Raw genomic sequence first — 19855 nt, forward strand, 5'->3', positions numbered from 1 at the left:
CCAGCGCACGTTTTGGTTGGAACCCTTCGGGAACGGCTGCAGGCGTCGCATGCCGTTGTTGCAGCTCCTTGCCGTGGCACCGCCACGTCGCGTCGTTGCGCCTAGGCACGCAACGCCTGCCGCGCGTTCGCACTCACAAATCAATTGCTAGCAGGCCCTGGGTAACCATCGCTTCAGCGGAAATTATTCTCCACCGCGAACTTGATCAGCTCGGCCTGGCCATCGATATCCAGTTTGCGCTTGATATTCAGCCTGTGGGTCTCCACGGTGCGCACGCTCAAATCCAGTTCACGCGCAATCTGCTTGTTCGATTCGCCATTCGCGATGTGTTGCAATACCTGGCGCTCGCGTGCCGTCAGCAACTGCCCCGGCGTCATCGGCCGCGCCAGTTTTTGCGCCAGCGCCGCGCTGTAGTACATGCCGCCGGAAATCACCGTCTCTATCGCCTGCACGATGTCCTTGCCGGGCGCATCTTTCAGCACATAACCGCGGGCGCCGGCCTGCACCGATTGCATCAGGTATTCGGTCTTGTCGTGCATGCTGAGGATCAGCACCGCGATTTCGGGGAAGCTGACATGAAAGCGTGCGGTCAGGTCGATGCCGTTGATGCTGCCGCGCAGATTGATATCCATCAGGATCAAGTCGATCGGCTGCTGTTCGGCGCGCTGCAAGGCTTCGTCGGCGCTGCCGGCTTCAGCCACGATGGCGAATGCCGGCACGGCTTCGAGCCGCGCGCGCAAGCCGTCGCGCACCAAAGGGTGATCGTCGACCAGCATGATTTTGGTAATTGTTTCAGGCATAGGAAGTATGGGGAATGGTAGCCAGCACCGTGGTGCCGGCCGCTGACGAACTGACTTTCAGATTGCCGCCGACTGCTTCCAGCCGTTCGACCATATTGCGCAGGCCGATGCCGTGTTTCGGATTGCCGTCGATCTGATCGACATCGAAACCGACGCCGTTGTCGTGCACGGTCAGGGTAATCGCTTGCGCATCGCCTTGCAACAGCACTTCGATCTGCGTCGCCTGAGCGTGGCGGGCGATGTTGGTCAAGGCTTCCTGGGCGATGCGGAACAACACCGTATTGGCGACCGCCGGCATGCCGTCGGTGCTGCCGCTGTGCCGGAATTCGATAGGAATGCCGGCGTGTTCCAGCCACTCGTGGGTCAGGTGGGCTAGCGCCGCCGCCAGGCCGAGGTCATCCAGAATCGCCGGCCGCAAATCGTGCGAAATGCGGCGTACTTCGCCCAGCACGTCGTTCAGCTGGCCGGCGGTGCGCTCGAAAGTTGCGCGTGCGGCGGCGGTCTGCTGCGGCCCGCTATCGAGTTTGGCGATGCCCGCTTCGATTTGCAATTTTATCGACACCAGCCACTGGCTGATGCCGTCGTGCAGGTCGCGCGACAATCTGGCCCTTTCCTCTTCCTGCGAACGCACCACGCGCTGCGCCAGGACTTTCAGCTTGGCGTCAGCCACCCGATGTTCGCTGATATTCAACACCAGTCCCGACATGCCCACCACCAGCGCGCTCAGGATCGCAATGCCGGCAATCCACCACATGGTGTTGCGGATATTGCCGGATACCTGGGCGTCGATCTGGTTCAGCGCTTCGTCGACATCGTCCAGATAAATGCCGGTGCCCAGCATCCAGCCCCAATTGGGCAGCGCCGCCACATAACCCAGCTTGGGCGCGACATGGTGGCTGGACGGCTTTTCCCACAGATAGCGCTCAAAACCGCCGCCGCTCCTGGCGCGTTCTATCAGATGCTGGATGGTGAGGCTGCCGTTGGCGTCTTTCATATCCCACAGATCGCGCCCGACCAGTTCCGGCTGGCGCGGATGCATCAGGTTCTTGCCCTGCATGTCGTAGATAAAGAAATAACCGTCGTCGCCATAAGAAAGCTTGGCCAGGATCGCCTTAGCCTCGTCCAGCGTGGCCTGGTCGTTGCGGCCGGAATCGTACAGATGGGCAATCGAACGGGTGGCCAGCGCGACATAGTGTTTCAGCTCGGCTTCCTTGCTGGCCAGATAGGCGGCCTGGATCGTCGCCCGTTGCTGCTGGCCGAGCGAAATGGCCTGGTGGCGCACCGCCAGGGCGATCGCACACAGCGCCAGAATCAAGGGGACGATGGCCAGGAAGATGATTTTCTGCCGTAATTTCATGGCGCTACTTTACCCGGAATCGCCGCCGATTCTATAAAAAACCTCCAGCTAGAACGAGTTGCTTTCAATTACGACTACGTAGTATTACGCAAAACCCTTGCGTAGTACCGCGCTTGTCCTGATACCGCATATGCCAAATACTTTGGCCGCGGCCTAAGTGCTGCGGTGGCGCGGTCTACCGCCTAATAAAAATAATATTCCACAACATTCATTCCCGCCTGGGAGGAGAACAATGAATCGTCTATTTTCAAAAATGGGCTGGCTTGCGCTGGCCCTGCTCGGTGCATTCGCGTTTGGCTATATCGGCCTGCAGCGCGGCGAATCCATCAGCGCCATCTGGATCGTGATTGCCGCTGTCTGCGTCTATCTGATCGCCTACCGCTTCTACAGCCTGTATATTTCCGACAAGGTGCTGGGCCTGGACGCCACCCGCATGACGCCCGCCTATAAGTACAACGACGGGCTGGATTATGTACCGACCAACAAGAACGTTTTGTTCGGCCATCACTTTGCGGCGATTGCCGGCGCTGGCCCGCTGGTGGGGCCGGTGCTGGCGGCGCAGATGGGTTATCTGCCGGGCATGCTGTGGATTCTGGCCGGCGTGGTGTTTGCCGGTGCGGTGCAGGATCTGATGGTGTTGTTCATCTCCACCCGCCGCGACGGCCGTTCGCTGGGCGATTTGATCAAGTCCGAGCTGGGGCCGGTGCCGGGCGTGATTGCTCTGTTCGGCACTTTCATGATCATGGTGATCATCCTGGCGGTGCTGGCGTTGATCGTTGTCAAGGCATTGGCGGAATCGCCCTGGGGCACTTTCACGGTGGCGGTGACCATCCCGATCGCCTTGTTCATGGGTGTATATACCCGTTATTTGCGGCCGGGGCGGATCGGCGAGATATCGGTGATCGGCTTTGTGCTGTTGATGCTGGCGATTGTCGGCGGCCAGTACGTGCAAGAGCATCCGGTATTGAGCGCCATGTTCACTTTCACCGGCAAGGAATTGACCTGGTTGCTGATCGGCTATGGTTTCATCGCCTCGGTGCTGCCGGTCTGGCTGTTGCTGGCGCCGCGCGACTATCTCTCTACTTTCCTCAAGATCGGCACCATCGTCGGCCTTGCGCTGGGCATCGTGTTTGTCGCGCCGGAACTGAAAATGCCGGCGTTCACGCAGTTCATGGACGGCTCCGGCCCGGTCTGGTCGGGCAGCTTGTTCCCCTTCCTGTTCATCACCATCGCCTGCGGTGCGGTATCCGGTTTCCACGCCCTGATCGCTTCCGGCACCACGCCGAAATTGCTGGAGAACGAGCGCCATGCGCGCTTCATCGGCTACGGCGCGATGCTGATGGAATCGTTTGTCGCCATCATGGCGCTGATCGCGGCGTCCTGCATTGAACCGGGCGTGTACTTTGCAATGAACAGCCCGGCCGCCTTGATCGGCAGCACCGTCGATACGGCAGCGCACGCCGTCTCGCAATGGGGCTTTTACGTGACGCCGGAAATGCTGACCCAGGTGGCCAAGGATGTCGGCGAGCACAGCATCATTTCCCGCGCCGGCGGCGCACCGACGCTGGCAGTCGGCATGGCGCATATCTTGTCGAGCGTAGGCGGCGGCAAAGCGATGATGGCGTTCTGGTATCACTTCGCGATCCTGTTCGAAGCCTTGTTCATCCTGACCGCGGTGGATGCCGGAACCCGCGCCGGCCGTTTCATGCTGCAGGATTTGCTGGGTACTTTTGTGCCATCGATGCGCAAGACCGAATCACTGCCGGCCAGCTTGATCGCGACCGCCCTGTGTGTCGCCGGCTGGGGCTATTTCCTGTATCAAGGCGTGGTCGATCCGCTCGGCGGCATCAATACCTTATGGCCCTTGTTCGGCATTTCCAACCAGATGCTGGCGGGAATCGCGCTGATTCTGGCGACTTGCGTGCTGTTCAAGATGAAACGCGACCGCTTTGCCTGGGTCACCATCGTGCCGACTATCTGGATCCTGATCTGCACCCTGACTGCCGGCTGGCAAAAAATATTCGACGCCAATCCGCGCGTCGGTTTCCTGGCCCATGCCAGCAAGTATCAGGCCGCGCTCGCAGACGGCAAATTGCTGGCGCCGGCGAAATCGATCGCGCAGATGCAGCAGGTGATCTTCAACGATTACCTGGATGCAGGTCTGGCCGGTTTCTTTATCCTGGTGCTGTTGAGCATTCTCGGTTTTGGCGTCAAGACTGTGCTGGCGGCGCGCGCCGCCAACCGGCCGAGCGCCAAGGAAACGCCGTTCGAATCGTTGCCGGCGAGTGCTTTGCCGTCAGCCTGAAAGGTCGCTCATGCTGGAAGAACTATCGAAAGCCGGACGCTACCTCGGGCAAACCATGCGGCTGATGGTGGGTCTGCCTGAGTACGGCACTTATGTGACGCATATGGAAAACACCCATCCAGGCGAGCCGATGATGAGCTACGAAGAGTTTTTCAAGGAACGGCAGGAAGCCCGTTACGGCGGCAATGGCCGGGTTGGACGCTGCTGCTAGTGGCTTAAAAATCAAGCGTCCTATGGGGGATGTTGCTGCCGATCGGTCCGCCGGTCGGCATTTTTTTTGCACCTAGCTGTTCAACGGACCGCTATAGGCGCCCTGCGCCGGCTGAGCACTACGGTAAAGGCTGACGACGCGCAGCAGGCGGCCGATGAACATGCCGTTGAAGACGCCGTAGAGCGCACAGACAGCGGCCGTAAATGCGGCGTCGTGCGCCAGCCCGGGATGCATCGCCAGCGTCACGCCAACCGTATATTTGGTCAGGAAAATCCCCATCATCAGCATCAACGGCAGCCAGCTGCCGCGCTGGAACACCACGCCGCGTTCCGGATAGGCAATCACGCGCTCCTTCCGGAACAGGCGCCAGTTCAGCGTCGCCGCGGCGGCGGCCGCCAGCAGCCAGCACAGCATGGGCAACGGCGTGACGCCGAACACGGTCGACACGCCCTGCCAGGACAGCGCCAGCATTATCAGCGGAATGATGGATAGTTTTTTGAGCGTCACTTCGCGGTCGACGCTGGCCAGGATGCCGCGGTAGATCAGGAACGCCAGCAGCGCCCAGACCCAGATTGGCGTGTGCGAAATGATTTGCATAAACATGTATTTCTCCCGTTGAGTGATCTGCGGCGATTATCTGGGCGCCGCAGAGACAGGAGAAGCGGGATGCGACGAGATGAAGGAATACGTCGTGAATCGACAGCCAGCGAGGATGGTGTGCAGCGGGTTTGTCCCCTGCTCCTGCTGCTAGAGGATTTCGGCTGAGTGCTGGAAGCGCTCCGCCGGCACGAAGGAAGTGCGCCATTCGACCGGTTCGCCGGCGTGATCCAGCATCAGCCGCTCGACGCAGATCGCCACGGTCTTGGTTTTCAGCTTGAACACGGAAGCATTGGCCCGGTTCAAGGGCTTTGCCGTCAAGTCATCGATGGCGCGGGAGACCAGCACATCGCATTCGCTCTCATAGACGGGATACAGGAATGGCGGCGAATTGCTTTTAAGATATTTCTGCAGCTTCCTGAAGCGCGCCAGCGGCAGCCAGATATGTTCTGACAGAACGATTTCATCGTTCAAAGAACGGGTGCGGTGCAGATATAGCGCCTTGTCGCGCGGCTTGAGCTTGAGTTTGTCCGCTACCGCAGCGGGAGGTATAGCGGTCGTCATCGAACGGATGTGAGCGGTCGGCAGCTGGCTTTTAACCTTGCCATGGATACGCACGAAACGCAGCATCGAAGAGCGTTCGGCAGCGCGCGCGACAAATGTCCCGCGTCCGCGCACGCGCTCGACGACGCCATCGGTGACCAGAGCGTCCAGCACCTTGCGCATGGTGCCGACCGCAATTTCATATTCGGCGGCCAGCTTGTCCTCGGATGGCAGCGCTTCATCAGCCGCCCAGCTACGCAAAGTGATCCTTTGCAGCAGATCGTCACGGACTTGCAGATAGCGCGGCAAGCGCGGATCAGGCCCGTTTTCTGACGGGAGAGACGCATTTTTTTGCGAGAGAGGCGCGTTTTTTTTCAGGAGAGACGTATTTTTTTTCGAGGGAGACGCGTTTTTTGCACTTTTTTTAATCAGCATTAACAACATTTCAAACTTGGGAAGGGCCCGCAATTTACCAAGTTCCCATTTTTTTTACAACACATATGTGAATCTCTACTTCTATACAGAACCAGAGATTCACATATTGTTAACTCTGGCTAAGCGCAACGCATGCCGGGCGCGGCTTGCGCTCCGCCAGCCACAGCAGCACGATCGCTGCTATCGAATAAATCCAGTAGTCGGTCGGCACCGCGCCCAGCCAATGCTTGTGCCACGGCACATCGACCGGATTGAAGCGCGCCAGGCCGTAAGCCGGGTTGAGGACAAACCACAGCCAGTCCTCGCTGATCCAGAACACCATGATGGAGGCCATGATGCGGCATTCGCCACGCCAGTCCCAACTGCCGTTGAACCAGATGGGATAGTGAAACATCAGGGCGATGAAGGGGAAAATCCAGGCGTGGTAACCGGTCATGACGCGGCCGCCCCAGAAGATGTCGAGCAGCCAATGCTGTTCGATGCGCCAGGTCGGCAAGTTGGCGGCCCAACCGGCGGCGCCCTCGATCTGGATTTCGACATTGGCGAAGAAGAAGGCAGTAAGAATGGCCCAGAACAACATGCCGAACAGGCGGCGATATGCAGTAGTTGCGGGTGTAGTGGCGGTCATGTGGATGGCGAATGAAATTGAGAATTGACTTGAGAATCGAGTTTGCCGAGGACGGTTTTCAATACGGCGCGGCCGGCGTGCGGGCGCCCCAGCGCGAGGCTGCGCTGCCGCAAGGCTTGCAGCTGTTGCGGTTGCTGCAGCAGTTGCTGGACCCGGAACGCTAGCGCGGTCAGGTCGATCGCCTTCAGCGCTGCGCCTTGTTCCAGCAGATAGTCGGCGTTGCGTTCTTCCTGGCCCGGGATCGGCGAGTGGATAATCATCGGCACGCCCATCGCCAGGCATTCGGAGGTGGTCAGGCCGCCAGGCTTGGTGATCGCCAGATCGGCGCAAGCCATCAACTGTTCCACCTGGTTGGTAAAACCGAAGGGAAACAAGCGGCCCGGCTGGGCCGCCGCCAGTTGCTGCAGATTGTTCAGCAGCGTGGCGTTTTTACCCGCCAGCGCCAGCAGCTGGAAATCATCGGGCAACGCCAGCAGCCGTTGCACGGTTTTATCGAGATCGCCGATGCCGGCGCCGCCCGACATCATCAAGATAATCTTGCGCTCCGGGTCCAGGCCGAATTGCTGTGCGCATTGCCGGCGTTGCAGGCTGTGTCCGAACCCCGGCATGATCGGGATCCCGGTGACGTGCACAGCGTCGGCCGCCAGCCCGCGCGCCCGCATGCGGTAAGCGATTTCTTCGGTGGCGGCAAAATAGCCCCGCATCAGCGGTTGCAGCCACATGCTGTGCAAATCGAAATCCGTGACTTGCACCCACACCGGGCAGACCACCCGCTGCTTGCCGATTTCGCGCGCCAGCAGTTCAGCCGGCAGGAAGTGGGTGCAGATGATGGCGTCCGGCGCCGCCGCCCGGATCGCAGTGCGCAAGGGACGGGTGCTGATGCGTTCGATTGCGCGCCGCAGTTTCTGGGTCGGCGAACTGCTCAACGCCTTGTCGCTTTTTTGGTAGACATAGCCCCACAGCGCGGGATGGCGGTTTACCAGATGCAGATAAAAATCGGTATATACCGCACGAAATCCGGCCGGCACAAAATCCATCGCATCCAGATGGATCGCTTCGGCATCCGGGAATTCGGCGGCGGCGTAGGCTTTGAGCGCCTCGGCGGCGCGCATGTGGCCGGCCCCGGCGGATACGCTTAGCAGCAATAATTTGCGGGGGCGCGGCAGTTTGGCGGCAGCGCCCAAAGGCGGCACATTTTCTGGCTTATGAATAATAGGCTCCGGCCGTTATAGGTTTACTGCCGGTAATGCAAAAGTGACCACTTTCAAGCATACTCCTGGCAATCTGCATTCGGATTTTTACACTAGGCGATTGCCCAATCCCGCTGATGATAGGGATAAATCAGCGCTGAGTAAAATGACATTTATGACAAACAATCCCCGTCTCTGAAAGACTGAAAAAATGCCTGTTACTCGCAAACCGCTGGACGGTTTGGCCATGAGCCTGATGTTAATCCTGTGCCTGTGCTGGGGCTTGCAACAAGTAGCAATCAAAGTGGCGGCGCCGAGCATCTCGCCGATTTTGCAAAACGGCCTGCGTTCGGCTGTGGCGGCGCTGCTGGTGAGCGGCCTGATGTGGTGGCGCGGCAGTAAATTTTCCCTGACCGACGGCACCTTCTGGCCAGGCCTGGCGACCGGTTTGCTGTTTGCCGGGGAATTCCTGTGCGTCTCGGTCGGCTTGAACTACACCACGGCTTCGCACATCTCGGTATTCGTCTACACCGCGCCGATTTTCACTGTGCTGGGCCTGCACTGGCTGGTGCCGGGCGAGCGTTTCGGCGTCACCCAATGGCTGGGGGTGAGCGCTGCATTTGCCGGGATTGCGGTGGCGTTTGCCGGCGGCTTTGAAGCTGGCTCAGGCTTCAACCGGAGCTTGATCGGCGATGCGCTGGGAGTGCTGGCCGCCGTATTCTGGGCCGCCACCACCATCATGATCAAGCGCAGCGTCCTCACCAATACCGCGCCCAGCATGACTTTGTGGTACCAACTGGCGGTTGCCGCACTGACGCTGCCATTGGTGGCCCTGGTCTCGGGGCAGACCGAAGTCGCGCCGTTGAGCGGCATCATGTGGGTGAGCCTGGTGTTCCAGTCCTTGATCGTCGCTTTCGGCAGCTTCCTGGCCTGGTTCTGGATGTTGCGCCGCTACCTGGCTTCGCGGCTGACCGTGTTTTCCTTCCTGACGCCTTTGTTCGGCGTCAGTTTCGGCGTGCTGCTGCTGGATGATCCGGTTGGCTTGCCGTTTGTATTCGGCGCCTTGCTGGTGTTGAGCGGGATTGTGCTGGTGAACTGGCAAAGTAAATAAAAATGCGGGTTAACAGCGCTCACTGTTAACCCGCATTAAATTTGGCGACCCGCAAAAAAGCGGGTCAAACCCACAAAGTTCTTAGGCTTTGAAAGTTCCTTCAGAAACCAAGGCTTGCAAAGGCAAGCGCGGGCTTGGTTCTTCCTTGGCGCGCAAACCTTCCGGCAACATGGCTTTATCGCCGATCTTGCCGATGGCGACTGCGGCTTCAATCGCGAAATTGGCCGGTACGCCCAGCTCGGTGCGGGTTTTTTCCTTGTCGAAGCCAGCCATGCCGTGTGCGTGCCAGCCGGACAAGCTGGCTTGCAGCGCCAGGTAACCCCAGGCTGAACCGGCGTCGAACGAGTGGGTTGGCGCCGGCAATTCTTCGCTGCTGCCCGGTGGCGCAAAGGTGGTTTTCGACAAAACGATCACCAGCGCCGCTGCGTTTTCCGCCCAGCTGCGGTTGAAGTCGTTGAGCAGGCCCAGCAGCTTGGTCCAGTGCGGTGTGCCGCGCCGCGCGAAGACGAAACGCCAAGGTTGCGAATTGTAGGACGATGGCGCCCAGCGTGCCGCTTCCAGGACGGTCAGCAATTCTTGCTCGGAGATTTGGTCATTGGCATAGGCGCGTGGCGACCAGCGGCTGAGGAATTGCGGATGGGCCGGATGATCGGCTACGCGTGGCGTGGACTGGGTCATGAAGATTCCTGTATATAAATAAGCAAGGCAAAATCGGTACGGTCGGAAGTATGTCAGAAGCGCTCCGGCCAAGGTGTTGCATATTAGCAGCAGTTTTTGATGCTTGCAGAGTGCGGCCGGATTTGCGGGACGTCGTGCTCTGCCCGGGCAAACCGGGTGAAGATTGCCCCGCCAAGCCGGTATAATCGGCAATAATCATGGCTGCCTTGACGCCGTCCAAGAGATTGAACGGTTTCATAGATTTTTCGCATTAATCCAGTACGGCCTCCGTATAACTGACTACCTATCCTATGCTTGCACCACAGAAACAACAGATCATCGACCTTTTCAACGCTGCCTTGCAGCCGATTATTGCCGGCACCGAGCTGCTGCCGACGGTGACGCTGGAGCGTCCACGCGATCCTTCGCACGGCGACGTCGCCTGCAATATCGCCATGCAACTGGCCAAGCCGCTGAAAAAAAATCCGCGTGAACTGGCGCAAGCTCTGGTAGCCGCCGTGCTGGCAGGCGCCGAGCATGGCAATCTGATCGAAACCGCGGAAATCGCCGGCCCCGGTTTTATCAACCTGCGCCTGACCGCGGCGGCCAAGCAGCAAGTGGTCAAGACTGTGCTGCAAGAGGCGGCTGACTACGGCAAGAGCCAGCTCGGCGCCGGTAAAAAAGTGCTGGTCGAGTTTGTTTCCGCCAATCCGACCGGGCCTTTGCATGTGGGGCATGGCCGCCAGGGCGCGCTGGGCGACGCCATGTCGGCCCTGTTCGAGATACAAGGTTTCGATGTCATCCGCGAGTTTTACTACAACGACGCCGGGGTTCAGATCGCTACCCTGGCGACTTCGGTCCAGGCCCGTGCCAACGGCTTCAAGCCGGGCGACGCCGCATGGCCGGAGAGCGCCTACAACGGCGATTATATTGCCGATATTGCACAGGATTTCCTGGCCAGGAAGACGGTAGCCGCCAGCGATGGCGAACCGGTCACCGCCAGCGGCGACATCGGCGATGTCGAGTCGATCCGCAAATTCGCCGTTGCCTACCTGCGCCGTGAGCAGGATCTGGATTTGCAGGCCTTCGGCGTCAAATTCGACAACTATTATCTGGAAACGTCGCTGTACAAGGACGGCAAGGTCAATGCCGCAGTCGAGGCATTGATCGCTGCCGGCGTTACCTATGAACTGGATGGCGCATTGTGGCTGCGCACCACCGACTACGGCGACGACAAAGACCGCGTGATGAAGAAGACCGACGGCACTTACACCTACTTCGTGCCCGACGTTGCCTACCACATCGTTAAATGGCAGCGCGGTTTTGGCAAGGTCATCAATGTCCAGGGCAGCGACCACCATGGCACGATCGCGCGGGTGCGCGCCGGCCTGCAAGCCGTCAACCTGGGGATTCCGCAAGGCTATCCCGACTACGTGCTGCACAAGATGGTGACCGTGATGAAGCACGGCGAGGAAGTGAAGATTTCCAAGCGCGCCGGTTCCTACGTCACGCTGCGCGACCTGATCGAATGGTCGGCTGGTGAAGACAGCGCTGCGGCGGATGGTGCGCCGGACAGCCCGCGCGATCTGACCCGCGGCCGCGACGCCGTGCGCTTTTTCCTGATTTCGCGCAAGGCCGATACCGAATTTGTGTTCGATGTCGATCTGGCGCTGGCCAAATCCGACGAAAATCCGGTCTATTACGTACAGTACGCCCATGCCCGCATCTGTTCGGTGCTGGCGCAATGGACCGGCGACGAAGCCTGCCTGAGCACGGTCGACCTGAGCCCGCTGACCGCACCGCGCGAGGCCAGCCTGCTGGCCAAGCTGGCCGAATATCCGGATATGCTGCAGCATGCGCTGGAAGAGCTGGGGCCGCATCAGGTCGCGTTTTATCTGCGCGATTTGGCGGGCGAGCTGCATAGCTACTACAATGCTGAGCGGGTCTTGGTGGACGATGAGGCGCTCAAGATGGCGCGCCTTGCCTTGATGTACGCAACCCGCCAGGTATTGCGCAACGGCTTGGCGCTGATCGGCGTATCGGCCCCTGCCCGTATGTGATCATATGTAATGCGAATCTAGAATCGGCGATCTCTGGCGGTAGCCGCCAGAGACGGCCAGTAACCAGGATGTCATTGGGGAAGTATGAGCAAACTTAACAACAAGCAAGCTGGCGGTACCTTACTGGGCCTGATTTTCGGCCTGATCATCGGATTGGCGATTGCCGTCGTGGTGGCGATCATGATTACCAAGACGCCGACACCTTTTACCAACAAGACTGCAAAAGCCGACAAAGCGCCGGACGCCATCACCGCGCCAACCGCTGCGGCGCCAGCATCGCCAGCGACTGCGCCATCTAACGCCGATCAGTTGCCGGATCCGAACAAATCGCTCTACGGTAACAAGGATGCGGCGAAGGAAGCCGCCAAGGCGTTTGCCCCGCCGGCGCCGACAGCAGAAGGTGCTCCGCCAACCGCGGCCGCCGAGAAAAAGCTGGACGCCCTGGTCGCCAAAGCGCAGGACAAGCCGGCCCCTATCGTCGACAAATCCATCGCCGACAAGACCAAGAAAGTGGCCGGCGATATCGCCGAAGCCAAAACCAAAGCTGCAGCTGCCGACGATAACTGGATTTATTTCCTGCAGGTCGGCGCCTTCCGCGAGCAGGCTGAAGCCGAAAGCGCCAAGGCCAGACTGGCTTTGATGGGTTTCGAGGCGAAGATCAGCGAACGCCAGGCCGATACCGGTTCCTTGTATCGGGTACGGGTGGGACCGTTTAATCAGTTGGAAACAATGAACCGGATACGCGGGAAGTTGTCAGATAACGGCGTTAATGCAGCAGTGGTGCGGGCTGCGAAATAAAAGACCCCTGGCAGTATGTCCTGCTGCGTAGGTAAAAAATCAAACATTTTTCATTTCGATAGGATATCTCATGCGTTTTTTTCAAAAAGCCTTGGCTGTCGCTGGTCTTAGTCTGAGTTTCGGCCTGGTTGCCGCCAGCGCAGGCGCATCGCCGGCTAATCCGGTCGCCGGCACAGAATACAAAGTTCTCGACAATCCACAGCCGACCGATTCCTGGCTGGGGAAAAAAGTCGAAGTGACAGAATTTTTTGGATATTTCTGCCCGCATTGCAATGCGCTCGAACCTGCGTTGGAAGACTGGATCGCAAAACAAGGCGACAAGATCTCTGTGAAACGCGTGCCGGTCGACTTCTCTATCGATCCTGTGCACCCGGACCCGCAGGCAAAATCACCCTATTTGCCGCAGAAAAAGCTGTACTACACGCTGGAAGCCATGGGCAAGCTGCCCGAGATGCACAAGAAGGTCTTTAACGCGATCCACGTGCAACGCCAGCGGCTGGATAAAGATGACGCCGTCATCGATTTCGCGGTCAAGCAAGGTCTCGATAAAGCCAAGTTTCTGGATATCTACAATTCATTCGCTGTGCAAACCAAAGTGACCCGCGCCGCCCAGCTGCAAAATGCTTACAAGGTGGACGGCGTGCCGATGCTGGTGGTTGACGGTCGTTACGTGACTTCGCCATCGATAGTCGGCGCTACGCCTGGCGCCGGCGATAACGAACCGGCTTTGTTCAAGTCGACCCTGCAAGTGATGGATGGCCTGGTAGCCAAGGCTGCTGCGGAAAAGGGCAAGACAGCAGCGCCGGTGACAACCGCCAAGAAGTAAGTAAGAAATAAGCAAAATAGATGAGCTGACCGCCACGGTCAGCCGCTAGCAGACGTTGAAAAGTCCGCCACTCGCAAGAGGGCGGGCTTTTTTATCGCGGTTTGGCTAAATTCAGATTGAGCGCTTCCATGAAACGTGTATTCATCACCGGCGCTTCCAGCGGCATCGGCGCCGCCCTCGCGCAATACTATGCGGAGCAGGGTGCAACGCTGGGGCTGGTGGCCAGGCGCCAGGCAGTGCTGGAGCAGTTGCTGGCAGGCTTGCCGCATCCGGAACGGCATCGCCTGTATGCGCTGGATGTCAACGATCACGCCGCACTGACCGCTGCCGCCGAAGATTTCATCGCGGCTGGAGATGGCGTCGATGTGGTGATCGCCAGTGCCGGGATTTCGCACGGCACTTTGACCGAACATGCAGAAGACCAGCCCGTGTTCGAACAAGTCTTTGCCACCAATGTGCTGGCGACGGTTGCCACTTTTACGCCGTTTATCGCCACCATGAAACGGCAGGCCAAAGCCGGGCAAACCGATTTACGGCTGGTCGGAGTCGGCAGCGTGGCCGGGATTCGCGGCTTGCCTGGGGCAGGCGCCTACAGCGGCTCGAAGGCGGCGCTGATCGCTTACTGCGAATCGCTCAGGGTGGAATTGCGCGCCAGCGGCATCAAGGTGGTCACCATCGTTCCAGGTTATATCGACACCCCCATGACCCAGATCAATCGCTACAAGATGCCGTTCCTGATGCCGGTGCGGCAGTTCGCCGCCAAAGCCGGCGCTGCGGTTGCGCGCGGCAGCAGCTATCAGGTGATCCCGTGGCAGATGGGGATGGTCGCCAAATTGCTGCGGCTGTTGCCGAACTGGTTATACGATCTGGCATTTTCAAGAGCGCCACACAAGGCGCGCAAAACTACGGACTGATCAGAGCTTATGGACTTTCACAATTTTTTCTTATTCGTATTGACGGAATTTGCGCTGTCGGCGTCGCCGGGGCCGGCGGTCATGCTGGTGGTTGCCTACGGCATCACGGTTGGCTGGAAGAAGGCGATTTTCGCCATTCTGGGCATACTCACCGCCAATGCGATTTATTTCACCATTTCCGCGACCGGCCTGGGCGCCTTGATCGTCGCCTCGCATACCTTGTTCAGCGTGGTCAAATGGCTGGGCGTGGCTTACCTGGCTTATCTGGGTTTGTCCGCAATCTTTGGCCGGCCTTCGCCGATTACCGCCTCCAAACTGGATAGCCGCAACGCCTCCGGCTGGAAAATCTGGTTCAGCGGCCTGACTTTGCAACTGGCCAATCCCAAGGCGCTGATTTTTTTCATCGCCATCTTGCCGCAATTTCTCAATCCCGCCGCCAACGTACCGTTGCAAATGATCTGGCTGGCGGCCGGTTCGATTATTCCGGAGTTCTTTATCCTGACCGGCTACGCCGTGCTGGCGGGGAAAATGCAAACCGTCGCCACCCGCCCGAGTTTTGCCCGGATTACCGACCGCGTCGCCGGCAGCCTGATGCTGGCGGTAGCGATGATCGTGGCGGCGATACAGCAGTAATTTCTACGCGAGGCTGAAACGGTAAACCTGGTCCGCATCCAGCCGCCGTTTCAGTGCGCCGTCAAACCACAGCTTATGCAAATGCGCCAGCGCCTCGCCCAGAGCGAAAGTCATTTGATGCGCATCCAGCGGCCGGCGGAACATGATCGGCACGATATCGCTGGCCGAGCGCGGCGTGGCGCAGGCTTCCAGCACTTCGGCCAGCCGCTCGCGATGATGCTGCTGCAACTGGTCGATACGGATCTGCAAACCGCGGAACGGCTTGCCGTGCGACGGTAGCACCAGTGTCTCGGTGGGCAGGGCGCGGTATTTTTCCAGCGAATCGATGTATTGCTGGACCGGGTTGGATTCCGGTTCGATCGCGAACACCGAGACATTGGTGGAAATCCGCGGCAGCACCATATCGCCTGAAATCAACAGCTCCAGATCGGCGCAATACAGCGCCACATGTTCCGGCGCATGGCCGAAGCCGGTGATCACGCGCCATTGATGCTGGCCGATGCGCAGCTGTTGCTGGTCGGCCAGCCGATGATAGGCCAGCGGCACCGCCGGCACCATGGTCGGATAGTAGGATTTGCGCTGAGCCACCTTGGCGATGACTTCCGGATCGTGCATGCCGTGTTGCTGAAAATGCGGCAACGCCGCGCTGCCGTCGGCGCCAGACAGTGCCGCCGACATGATGCGCGCCGAAAAATATTCGCCGCCGCTCATCCATAACGGCGCTTGCCAGCGGCTGCACAGCCAGTCGGCCAGGCCGACGTGGTCCGGATGGCAATGGGTGACCAGCACCCGCAGCACCGGCAAGCCGCGCAGCTGGGTGGCGAAAATGACATCCCAGGCGGCGCGCGTGGCGTCGTTGGCGATCCCGCAATCGACGATAGTCCAGCCGTGCTTGACGCCGTCGTCAGTCTCTATGCTGTCTTCCAGCAACCATAAATTGATATGGTCCAGCGCAAATGGCAAAGCCATCCGCAGCCAGCGTACGCCAGGCGCGACTTCGAGGGTAGCGCCGCCGGCCGGCAAGTTGTCGCCGAAGGCGTAGCTGAGCTGGGCTTCGAGTGCATTCATTTTGATAATTCCTATTTATTAACAATGGCTTGTGACTGGCGGGACTGAGTTTACAAGCTACCGTCGCGCGATGCTTTATTCCACCATGAATTATTTGGCGTCTCGTGGAGCGTCATACAAGAATGATATCTATTTAGTTGCTTATAGTTAATAATATTGCAAATAATTGGTAATTTTTTAATCATAAAATCCCGCACGCCCTCCAATCCATGCGGCCTTGATTAGATAAAATACAATATTGTTTACTTGGCAAGTTGTTGCGCAATCCTTACACTGCACGTTGTTTTTTAATTAAGCCATTCAGACACGATCTTTATGGCGTCTATCAACGTGGGATGAAAGGCAATTGTGTCAAACGAAAACTTCACAAAAGAACTTCGGCTAAGAAATTTAATATCGAGCTTTACAGTAGTTGCTGCCGTCTCTCTTTTAAGTGCTTGCGGCGGTGGCGGTGAGGACTCATTTTTTGCCGCAGATAAAGAGCAGACTATTGATGGTGGTAAGGACTCATCTTTAGTCGCGGATAAGGATAAGGAGCAGACTATTCCGCCAGCAGTCGTCAAACCAGGCTTGTATATCAGCGAGCTAGCCGCAAACTATCGCCGGACAGACGGAGTCAGTTGGGTTGAAGTTTTCAATAATTCAACGGAAGCGATTGACTTAAGCCACTATCGCCTGCGAGCAAAGGGGTGGAACGTCGCGACGCAGGATATTAGTAGCGTTCCAATGATTTTTGACCTTCCCGAAGTGAGCGTCCCGGCAGGCGGATATATTGCCATAGCGGGGAAAACGGTGTCGTTTCTCACGGATACGCCTAGCTCCGTTTACATCTCGGCCACCTCATCGACTTCGGACAACGGGATGAACAAAACATATGCACCTTACTGGACCGACACAGACGGTTTTGTCGAGTTATTGAGAGCTAGCGATAATGCAACAGCAGATTTCGTTCGCTTCGGAACCTCGACAACCGCACCGCTTACCGCCTCAGCGTGGAACGGGGACAATGTTGCCGCGTTCCCTGCGAAGCCTAATTATGTGACAGTCGTTACACCTGATCCCTTAGATAGTCACGATGGATCCATAGTGCGGCTGAGCAGCAATTTTCAAGCAAGCGGGACAAAAAATGATTGGAGCCGTGTAGCATTTTCGACGCCCGGCGGACCTAATGACATATTGACCAACGCAGTGGACAGCGACCATGACGGCATTCCCGATTCGGCCAAAATGCCGGGAGGGACATATGGCGGAATGGATTTGTATAGCCTGGGCGCCCGTAAAGGTCAGCAAGACGTATTTATGCATGTCAGCTATATGACAAAGGCTAGAGATCCGGCCACTGTTCCGAAGATAGAGGCATTGGAAAAGGTCGCCAATGCATTCAGAGAACGCAATATTCATATTCATTTCGATGCGGGTAATTTATTTAATGCTTCGGTGGATCCGGCCAGTTTTAATTTATCGGGCAACGTCAGCCATGAAGTTCCTTATGCGCAATGTACTCAACTATTAAATGAGGCAGCACTCAGGAAAGGCAACGATTACGGCTTTGTCCCCGATGTAGGCTGCACCAGTATTTATCAATATTCGAGCGGCTCCGTCGATGTACGTCGCAAGCCGATTTATCGGTTTATGCAGCTGGCTAACTCACAACTTGTTAACGGGCGAGGCGGCAGCTCAGGGATTGCAGAACTTCCCGGCAATAAATTTCTTATGACGCTTGGTTCATGGGGATTTGCGTCGAATCCCTTGTCCCAAACTATTCTTGTCAATTATCAGGCGGGAACGATCATGCATGAATTCGGGCATACCCTGGGATTGCGTCATGGCGGTTTTGAAAATCAAAACTATAAACCCAATTATTTCAGCACCATGAATTATATGTATCAGCTCAACGGGCTTCCTTTTAGCGCAAGCGGCAAAGGGCCGACGCAGCGTTACTATCACACGTTGAATCAAATTTTCAACTTCGACGTTCCAGGATATGCAGCAGGCACTTACCCCTTGTGCGCCATGCCGGACGGTCCCTGCAACACCGCCATGAAGATAGATTATTCAAATGGATCGGGGAAAGATCTGGATGAGGCGAATTTATTCGAGATTGATAATATCGGCCGAGGGAGTGAGGATGGCGCATATTTTGACTGGAACCTGAATGGGAAATTCGATCCTCAGAGCTACCCATTTGACTGGATTAATGCACATACTGTGATGAAAGACCATGATGATTGGAGCAAACTGACATTAGCCCCAAATCCTCACGACGTCACAGCACAAATCCTGGCAGCCACAGCAGGCGTGCAGTTCGAAGCAAGGAAACAGTTGCATGTCGGTAGGAAGCCCGGGGAGATCGCGGCGGAAGAATTGCCGTCGGCTCATCTCATAAGAGAAATCGGCAACTTGAAATAATTGGTGAGCACATGACTATCTCGATACGCTTCTTCCTTCGGTTGCTATCGAGTGCAACTCTGGCAGGTTGCGCCTGCCAGAGCGTAGCGACGGAACGGTTGCAATTTGACGGAATACCTTGGCAGCCTACTGAAACGCTGGTCCAAGACTTGAACGCCGGCACGGACGGCGTAATGAAATTTGAACTGTCCCCCCAGCATTCAGTGAAAATATTTCCCTGGCCGAGCACTTTACCAAGGCATCTTCAAGCGCAATACGTTACGGTCCGCCAGACCATGCACCCAGCGGGAGCAATGCAGTCTTTGGTTTTGCGTACAGCAGAAAGCAAATTGCCTTGGCTAACGCTAATGTCCAATGGCAATTTGCGTTGGCAGTTGCTACCCGGTGTTCGCCTGATGCAGAATGAAGACGGCGGGATCGACATCCGTGGTTTGGCAAGGGATTTTCCGGTACGGCTTAAGCAGACAATGACGTTCCACGATCAAGCTATGCATTGCTGGCAGTTTGTCTTGCTAGATAGCAGAGTTCCAGAAGAGACCCTTGGAATCGCCCAAGAGAAGGAACCTCGTGTTGATTGGTATTTACGCCGAGATATAAGCTGCTGACTTGGCCTTGGTTATCCTTGTTACATGTTCTATACATGGATCAACTTAGTACCTGTAGCCATAGGAAGATATACGTGCATTCGCAAGCCGATGCAGTCTCATTTACTGCCAAAAAATACTACCTTTCGTTGCAATAATCCCATCTTCCTCCTCACTTTAAGCGCCTAGTAGTTTTTCGGTGTTTTCATTTTCCGCCAGCGCGCCTACAATGTGCTTTACGTTAACGTTAACTGCCATTGCACCTAAACCGTAATCTTCTGTTCCTTGATGCCAATTTGATCATGCCGACTTACACCATCACTGAACTTTCCCGTGAATTTGACATTACCCCCAGGGCGATCCGTTTCTACGAGGATCAGGGTTTGCTGAGTCCGAAGCGGGATGGCGCCGGTGGCCGCAACCGGGTCTACGCCGCCCGCGAGCGCACTCGCCTGAAGCTAACCCTGCGCGGCAAGCGGCTGGGGTTGACGCTGTCGGAAATCAAGAGCCTGGTCGATATGTACGATACCCCCAAGGATTCCGCGCCTCAGCTGGAACTTTTCCTGCAGGTGCTGGCGCGGCATCGTGAACATCTGGAGCAGCAACGCGAAGATATCGAAGTAACCCTGGCGGAAATTACGGCACACGAGGATGAATGCCGGCGCTTGCTGAGCAGCGGCGAACTGAGCGATCACGTTGCGCCGTGATTTTTACCTATGAATAATTAAA

General features: G+C 57.3%; 19 protein-coding genes. 11 read left to right on the forward strand and 8 right to left on the reverse strand.

The features are described from left to right. Positions 1-173 precede the first annotated feature (173 nt). Together KHU33_RS14815 and KHU33_RS14820 are read right to left on the reverse strand one after the other, a co-directional pair. Positions 174-800 (reverse strand): response regulator, encoded by a 627-nt coding sequence (locus KHU33_RS14815; protein ID WP_211464209.1) that lies wholly within the window; start codon positions 798-800, stop codon positions 174-176. Then, a complete protein-coding gene (locus KHU33_RS14820) occupies positions 793-2157 on the reverse strand; it encodes a cache domain-containing protein (protein WP_211464212.1) in 1365 nt (454 codons plus the stop codon). The genes KHU33_RS14815 and KHU33_RS14820 overlap by 8 nt, the downstream gene beginning before the upstream one ends. A 232-nt stretch (positions 2158-2389) precedes the next feature. On the opposite strand from KHU33_RS14820, the gene KHU33_RS14825 reads away from it, so the two are divergent. Continuing rightward, positions 2390-4462 carry a carbon starvation CstA family protein gene (locus KHU33_RS14825; RefSeq protein ID WP_211464214.1) on the forward strand — a complete coding sequence of 691 codons (2073 nt, stop codon included), beginning with the start codon at positions 2390-2392 and terminating at the stop codon, positions 4460-4462. A gap of 10 nt (positions 4463-4472) precedes the next feature. Then, a complete protein-coding gene (locus KHU33_RS14830; protein ID WP_041742732.1) occupies positions 4473-4673 on the forward strand; it encodes a YbdD/YjiX family protein in 201 nt (66 codons plus the stop codon). A 72-nt stretch (positions 4674-4745) separates the two neighbouring features. On the opposite strand, the gene KHU33_RS14835 is transcribed toward KHU33_RS14830, so the two are convergent. The 4 genes from KHU33_RS14835 to KHU33_RS14850 all read right to left on the reverse strand — a co-directional run bounded on the left by KHU33_RS14835 (position 4746) and on the right by KHU33_RS14850 (position 7988). Continuing rightward, a complete protein-coding gene (locus tag KHU33_RS14835) occupies positions 4746-5276 on the reverse strand; it encodes a DUF6622 family protein (RefSeq protein WP_211464216.1) in 531 nt (176 codons plus the stop codon). A gap of 144 nt (positions 5277-5420) precedes the next feature. Then, the gene (locus KHU33_RS14840; protein WP_230414283.1) at positions 5421-6122 is read right to left on the reverse strand and encodes a GntR family transcriptional regulator; all 702 of its coding nucleotides are present in this window, start codon (positions 6120-6122) and stop codon (positions 5421-5423) included. Between the two features lie 235 nt (positions 6123-6357). Beyond that, positions 6358-6876, reverse strand: a complete 519-nt coding sequence (locus tag KHU33_RS14845; RefSeq protein WP_211464219.1) for a hypothetical protein — start codon at positions 6874-6876, stop codon at positions 6358-6360. Then, positions 6873-7988 (reverse strand): MGDG synthase family glycosyltransferase, encoded by a 1116-nt coding sequence (locus tag KHU33_RS14850; protein WP_211464277.1) that lies wholly within the window; start codon positions 7986-7988, stop codon positions 6873-6875. Before KHU33_RS14850 ends, KHU33_RS14845 begins: the two co-directional genes overlap by 4 nt. A gap of 289 nt (positions 7989-8277) precedes the next feature. Here KHU33_RS14850 and KHU33_RS14855 point away from each other — a divergent pair, with 289 nt between their 5' ends. Continuing rightward, complete coding sequence (locus KHU33_RS14855; protein WP_211464220.1) at positions 8278-9177, forward strand: DMT family transporter; 900 nt, start codon at positions 8278-8280, stop codon at positions 9175-9177. An 81-nt stretch (positions 9178-9258) separates the two neighbouring features. Here KHU33_RS14855 and KHU33_RS14860 read toward each other — a convergent pair whose 3' ends face one another. Continuing rightward, positions 9259-9855, reverse strand: coding sequence for a nitroreductase family protein (locus KHU33_RS14860; RefSeq protein ID WP_211464221.1), 597 nt, complete (start codon positions 9853-9855; stop codon positions 9259-9261). Positions 9856-10145: 290 nt separating this feature from the next. On the opposite strand from KHU33_RS14860, the gene argS reads away from it, so the two are divergent. From argS to KHU33_RS14885, 5 genes are all read left to right on the forward strand, one after another. Beyond that, complete coding sequence (argS, locus tag KHU33_RS14865; RefSeq protein WP_211464222.1) at positions 10146-11894, forward strand: arginine--tRNA ligase; 1749 nt, start codon at positions 10146-10148, stop codon at positions 11892-11894. 84 nt (positions 11895-11978) lie between these two features. Continuing rightward, positions 11979-12692 carry an SPOR domain-containing protein gene (locus KHU33_RS14870; protein WP_211464223.1) on the forward strand — a complete coding sequence of 238 codons (714 nt, stop codon included), beginning with the start codon at positions 11979-11981 and terminating at the stop codon, positions 12690-12692. Positions 12693-12762: 70 nt separating this feature from the next. Next, the gene (locus KHU33_RS14875; protein WP_211464225.1) at positions 12763-13518 is read left to right on the forward strand and encodes a thiol:disulfide interchange protein DsbA/DsbL; all 756 of its coding nucleotides are present in this window, start codon (positions 12763-12765) and stop codon (positions 13516-13518) included. A 128-nt stretch (positions 13519-13646) separates the two neighbouring features. Further along, positions 13647-14432, forward strand: coding sequence for an SDR family oxidoreductase (locus KHU33_RS14880; RefSeq protein ID WP_211464226.1), 786 nt, complete (start codon positions 13647-13649; stop codon positions 14430-14432). A 9-nt stretch (positions 14433-14441) separates the two neighbouring features. After that, positions 14442-15065 carry a LysE family translocator gene (locus KHU33_RS14885; RefSeq protein ID WP_211464228.1) on the forward strand — a complete coding sequence of 208 codons (624 nt, stop codon included), beginning with the start codon at positions 14442-14444 and terminating at the stop codon, positions 15063-15065. A 3-nt stretch (positions 15066-15068) separates the two neighbouring features. On the opposite strand, the gene KHU33_RS14890 is transcribed toward KHU33_RS14885, so the two are convergent. Continuing rightward, the gene (locus tag KHU33_RS14890) at positions 15069-16133 is read right to left on the reverse strand and encodes an MBL fold metallo-hydrolase (protein WP_211464230.1); all 1065 of its coding nucleotides are present in this window, start codon (positions 16131-16133) and stop codon (positions 15069-15071) included. A 348-nt stretch (positions 16134-16481) separates the two neighbouring features. On the opposite strand from KHU33_RS14890, the gene KHU33_RS14895 reads away from it, so the two are divergent. The 3 genes from KHU33_RS14895 (at position 16482) to KHU33_RS14905 (ending at position 19833) form a co-directional block, all read left to right on the forward strand. Then, complete coding sequence (locus KHU33_RS14895) at positions 16482-18542, forward strand: zinc metalloprotease (RefSeq protein ID WP_211464241.1); 2061 nt, start codon at positions 16482-16484, stop codon at positions 18540-18542. An 11-nt stretch (positions 18543-18553) separates the two neighbouring features. Next, positions 18554-19147: a hypothetical protein gene (locus tag KHU33_RS14900; RefSeq protein WP_211464243.1), complete on the forward strand. Its 594-nt coding sequence runs from the start codon at positions 18554-18556 to the stop codon at positions 19145-19147. Positions 19148-19428: 281 nt separating this feature from the next. Continuing rightward, positions 19429-19833, forward strand: coding sequence for a MerR family transcriptional regulator (locus KHU33_RS14905; protein WP_211464245.1), 405 nt, complete (start codon positions 19429-19431; stop codon positions 19831-19833). The last annotated feature ends 22 nt before the right edge of the window (positions 19834-19855 follow it).

The sequence above is a fragment of the Collimonas silvisoli genome (genome assembly GCF_018305005.1).
GTDB classification, from domain to species: Bacteria; Pseudomonadota; Gammaproteobacteria; order Burkholderiales; family Burkholderiaceae_D; genus Collimonas; species Collimonas silvisoli.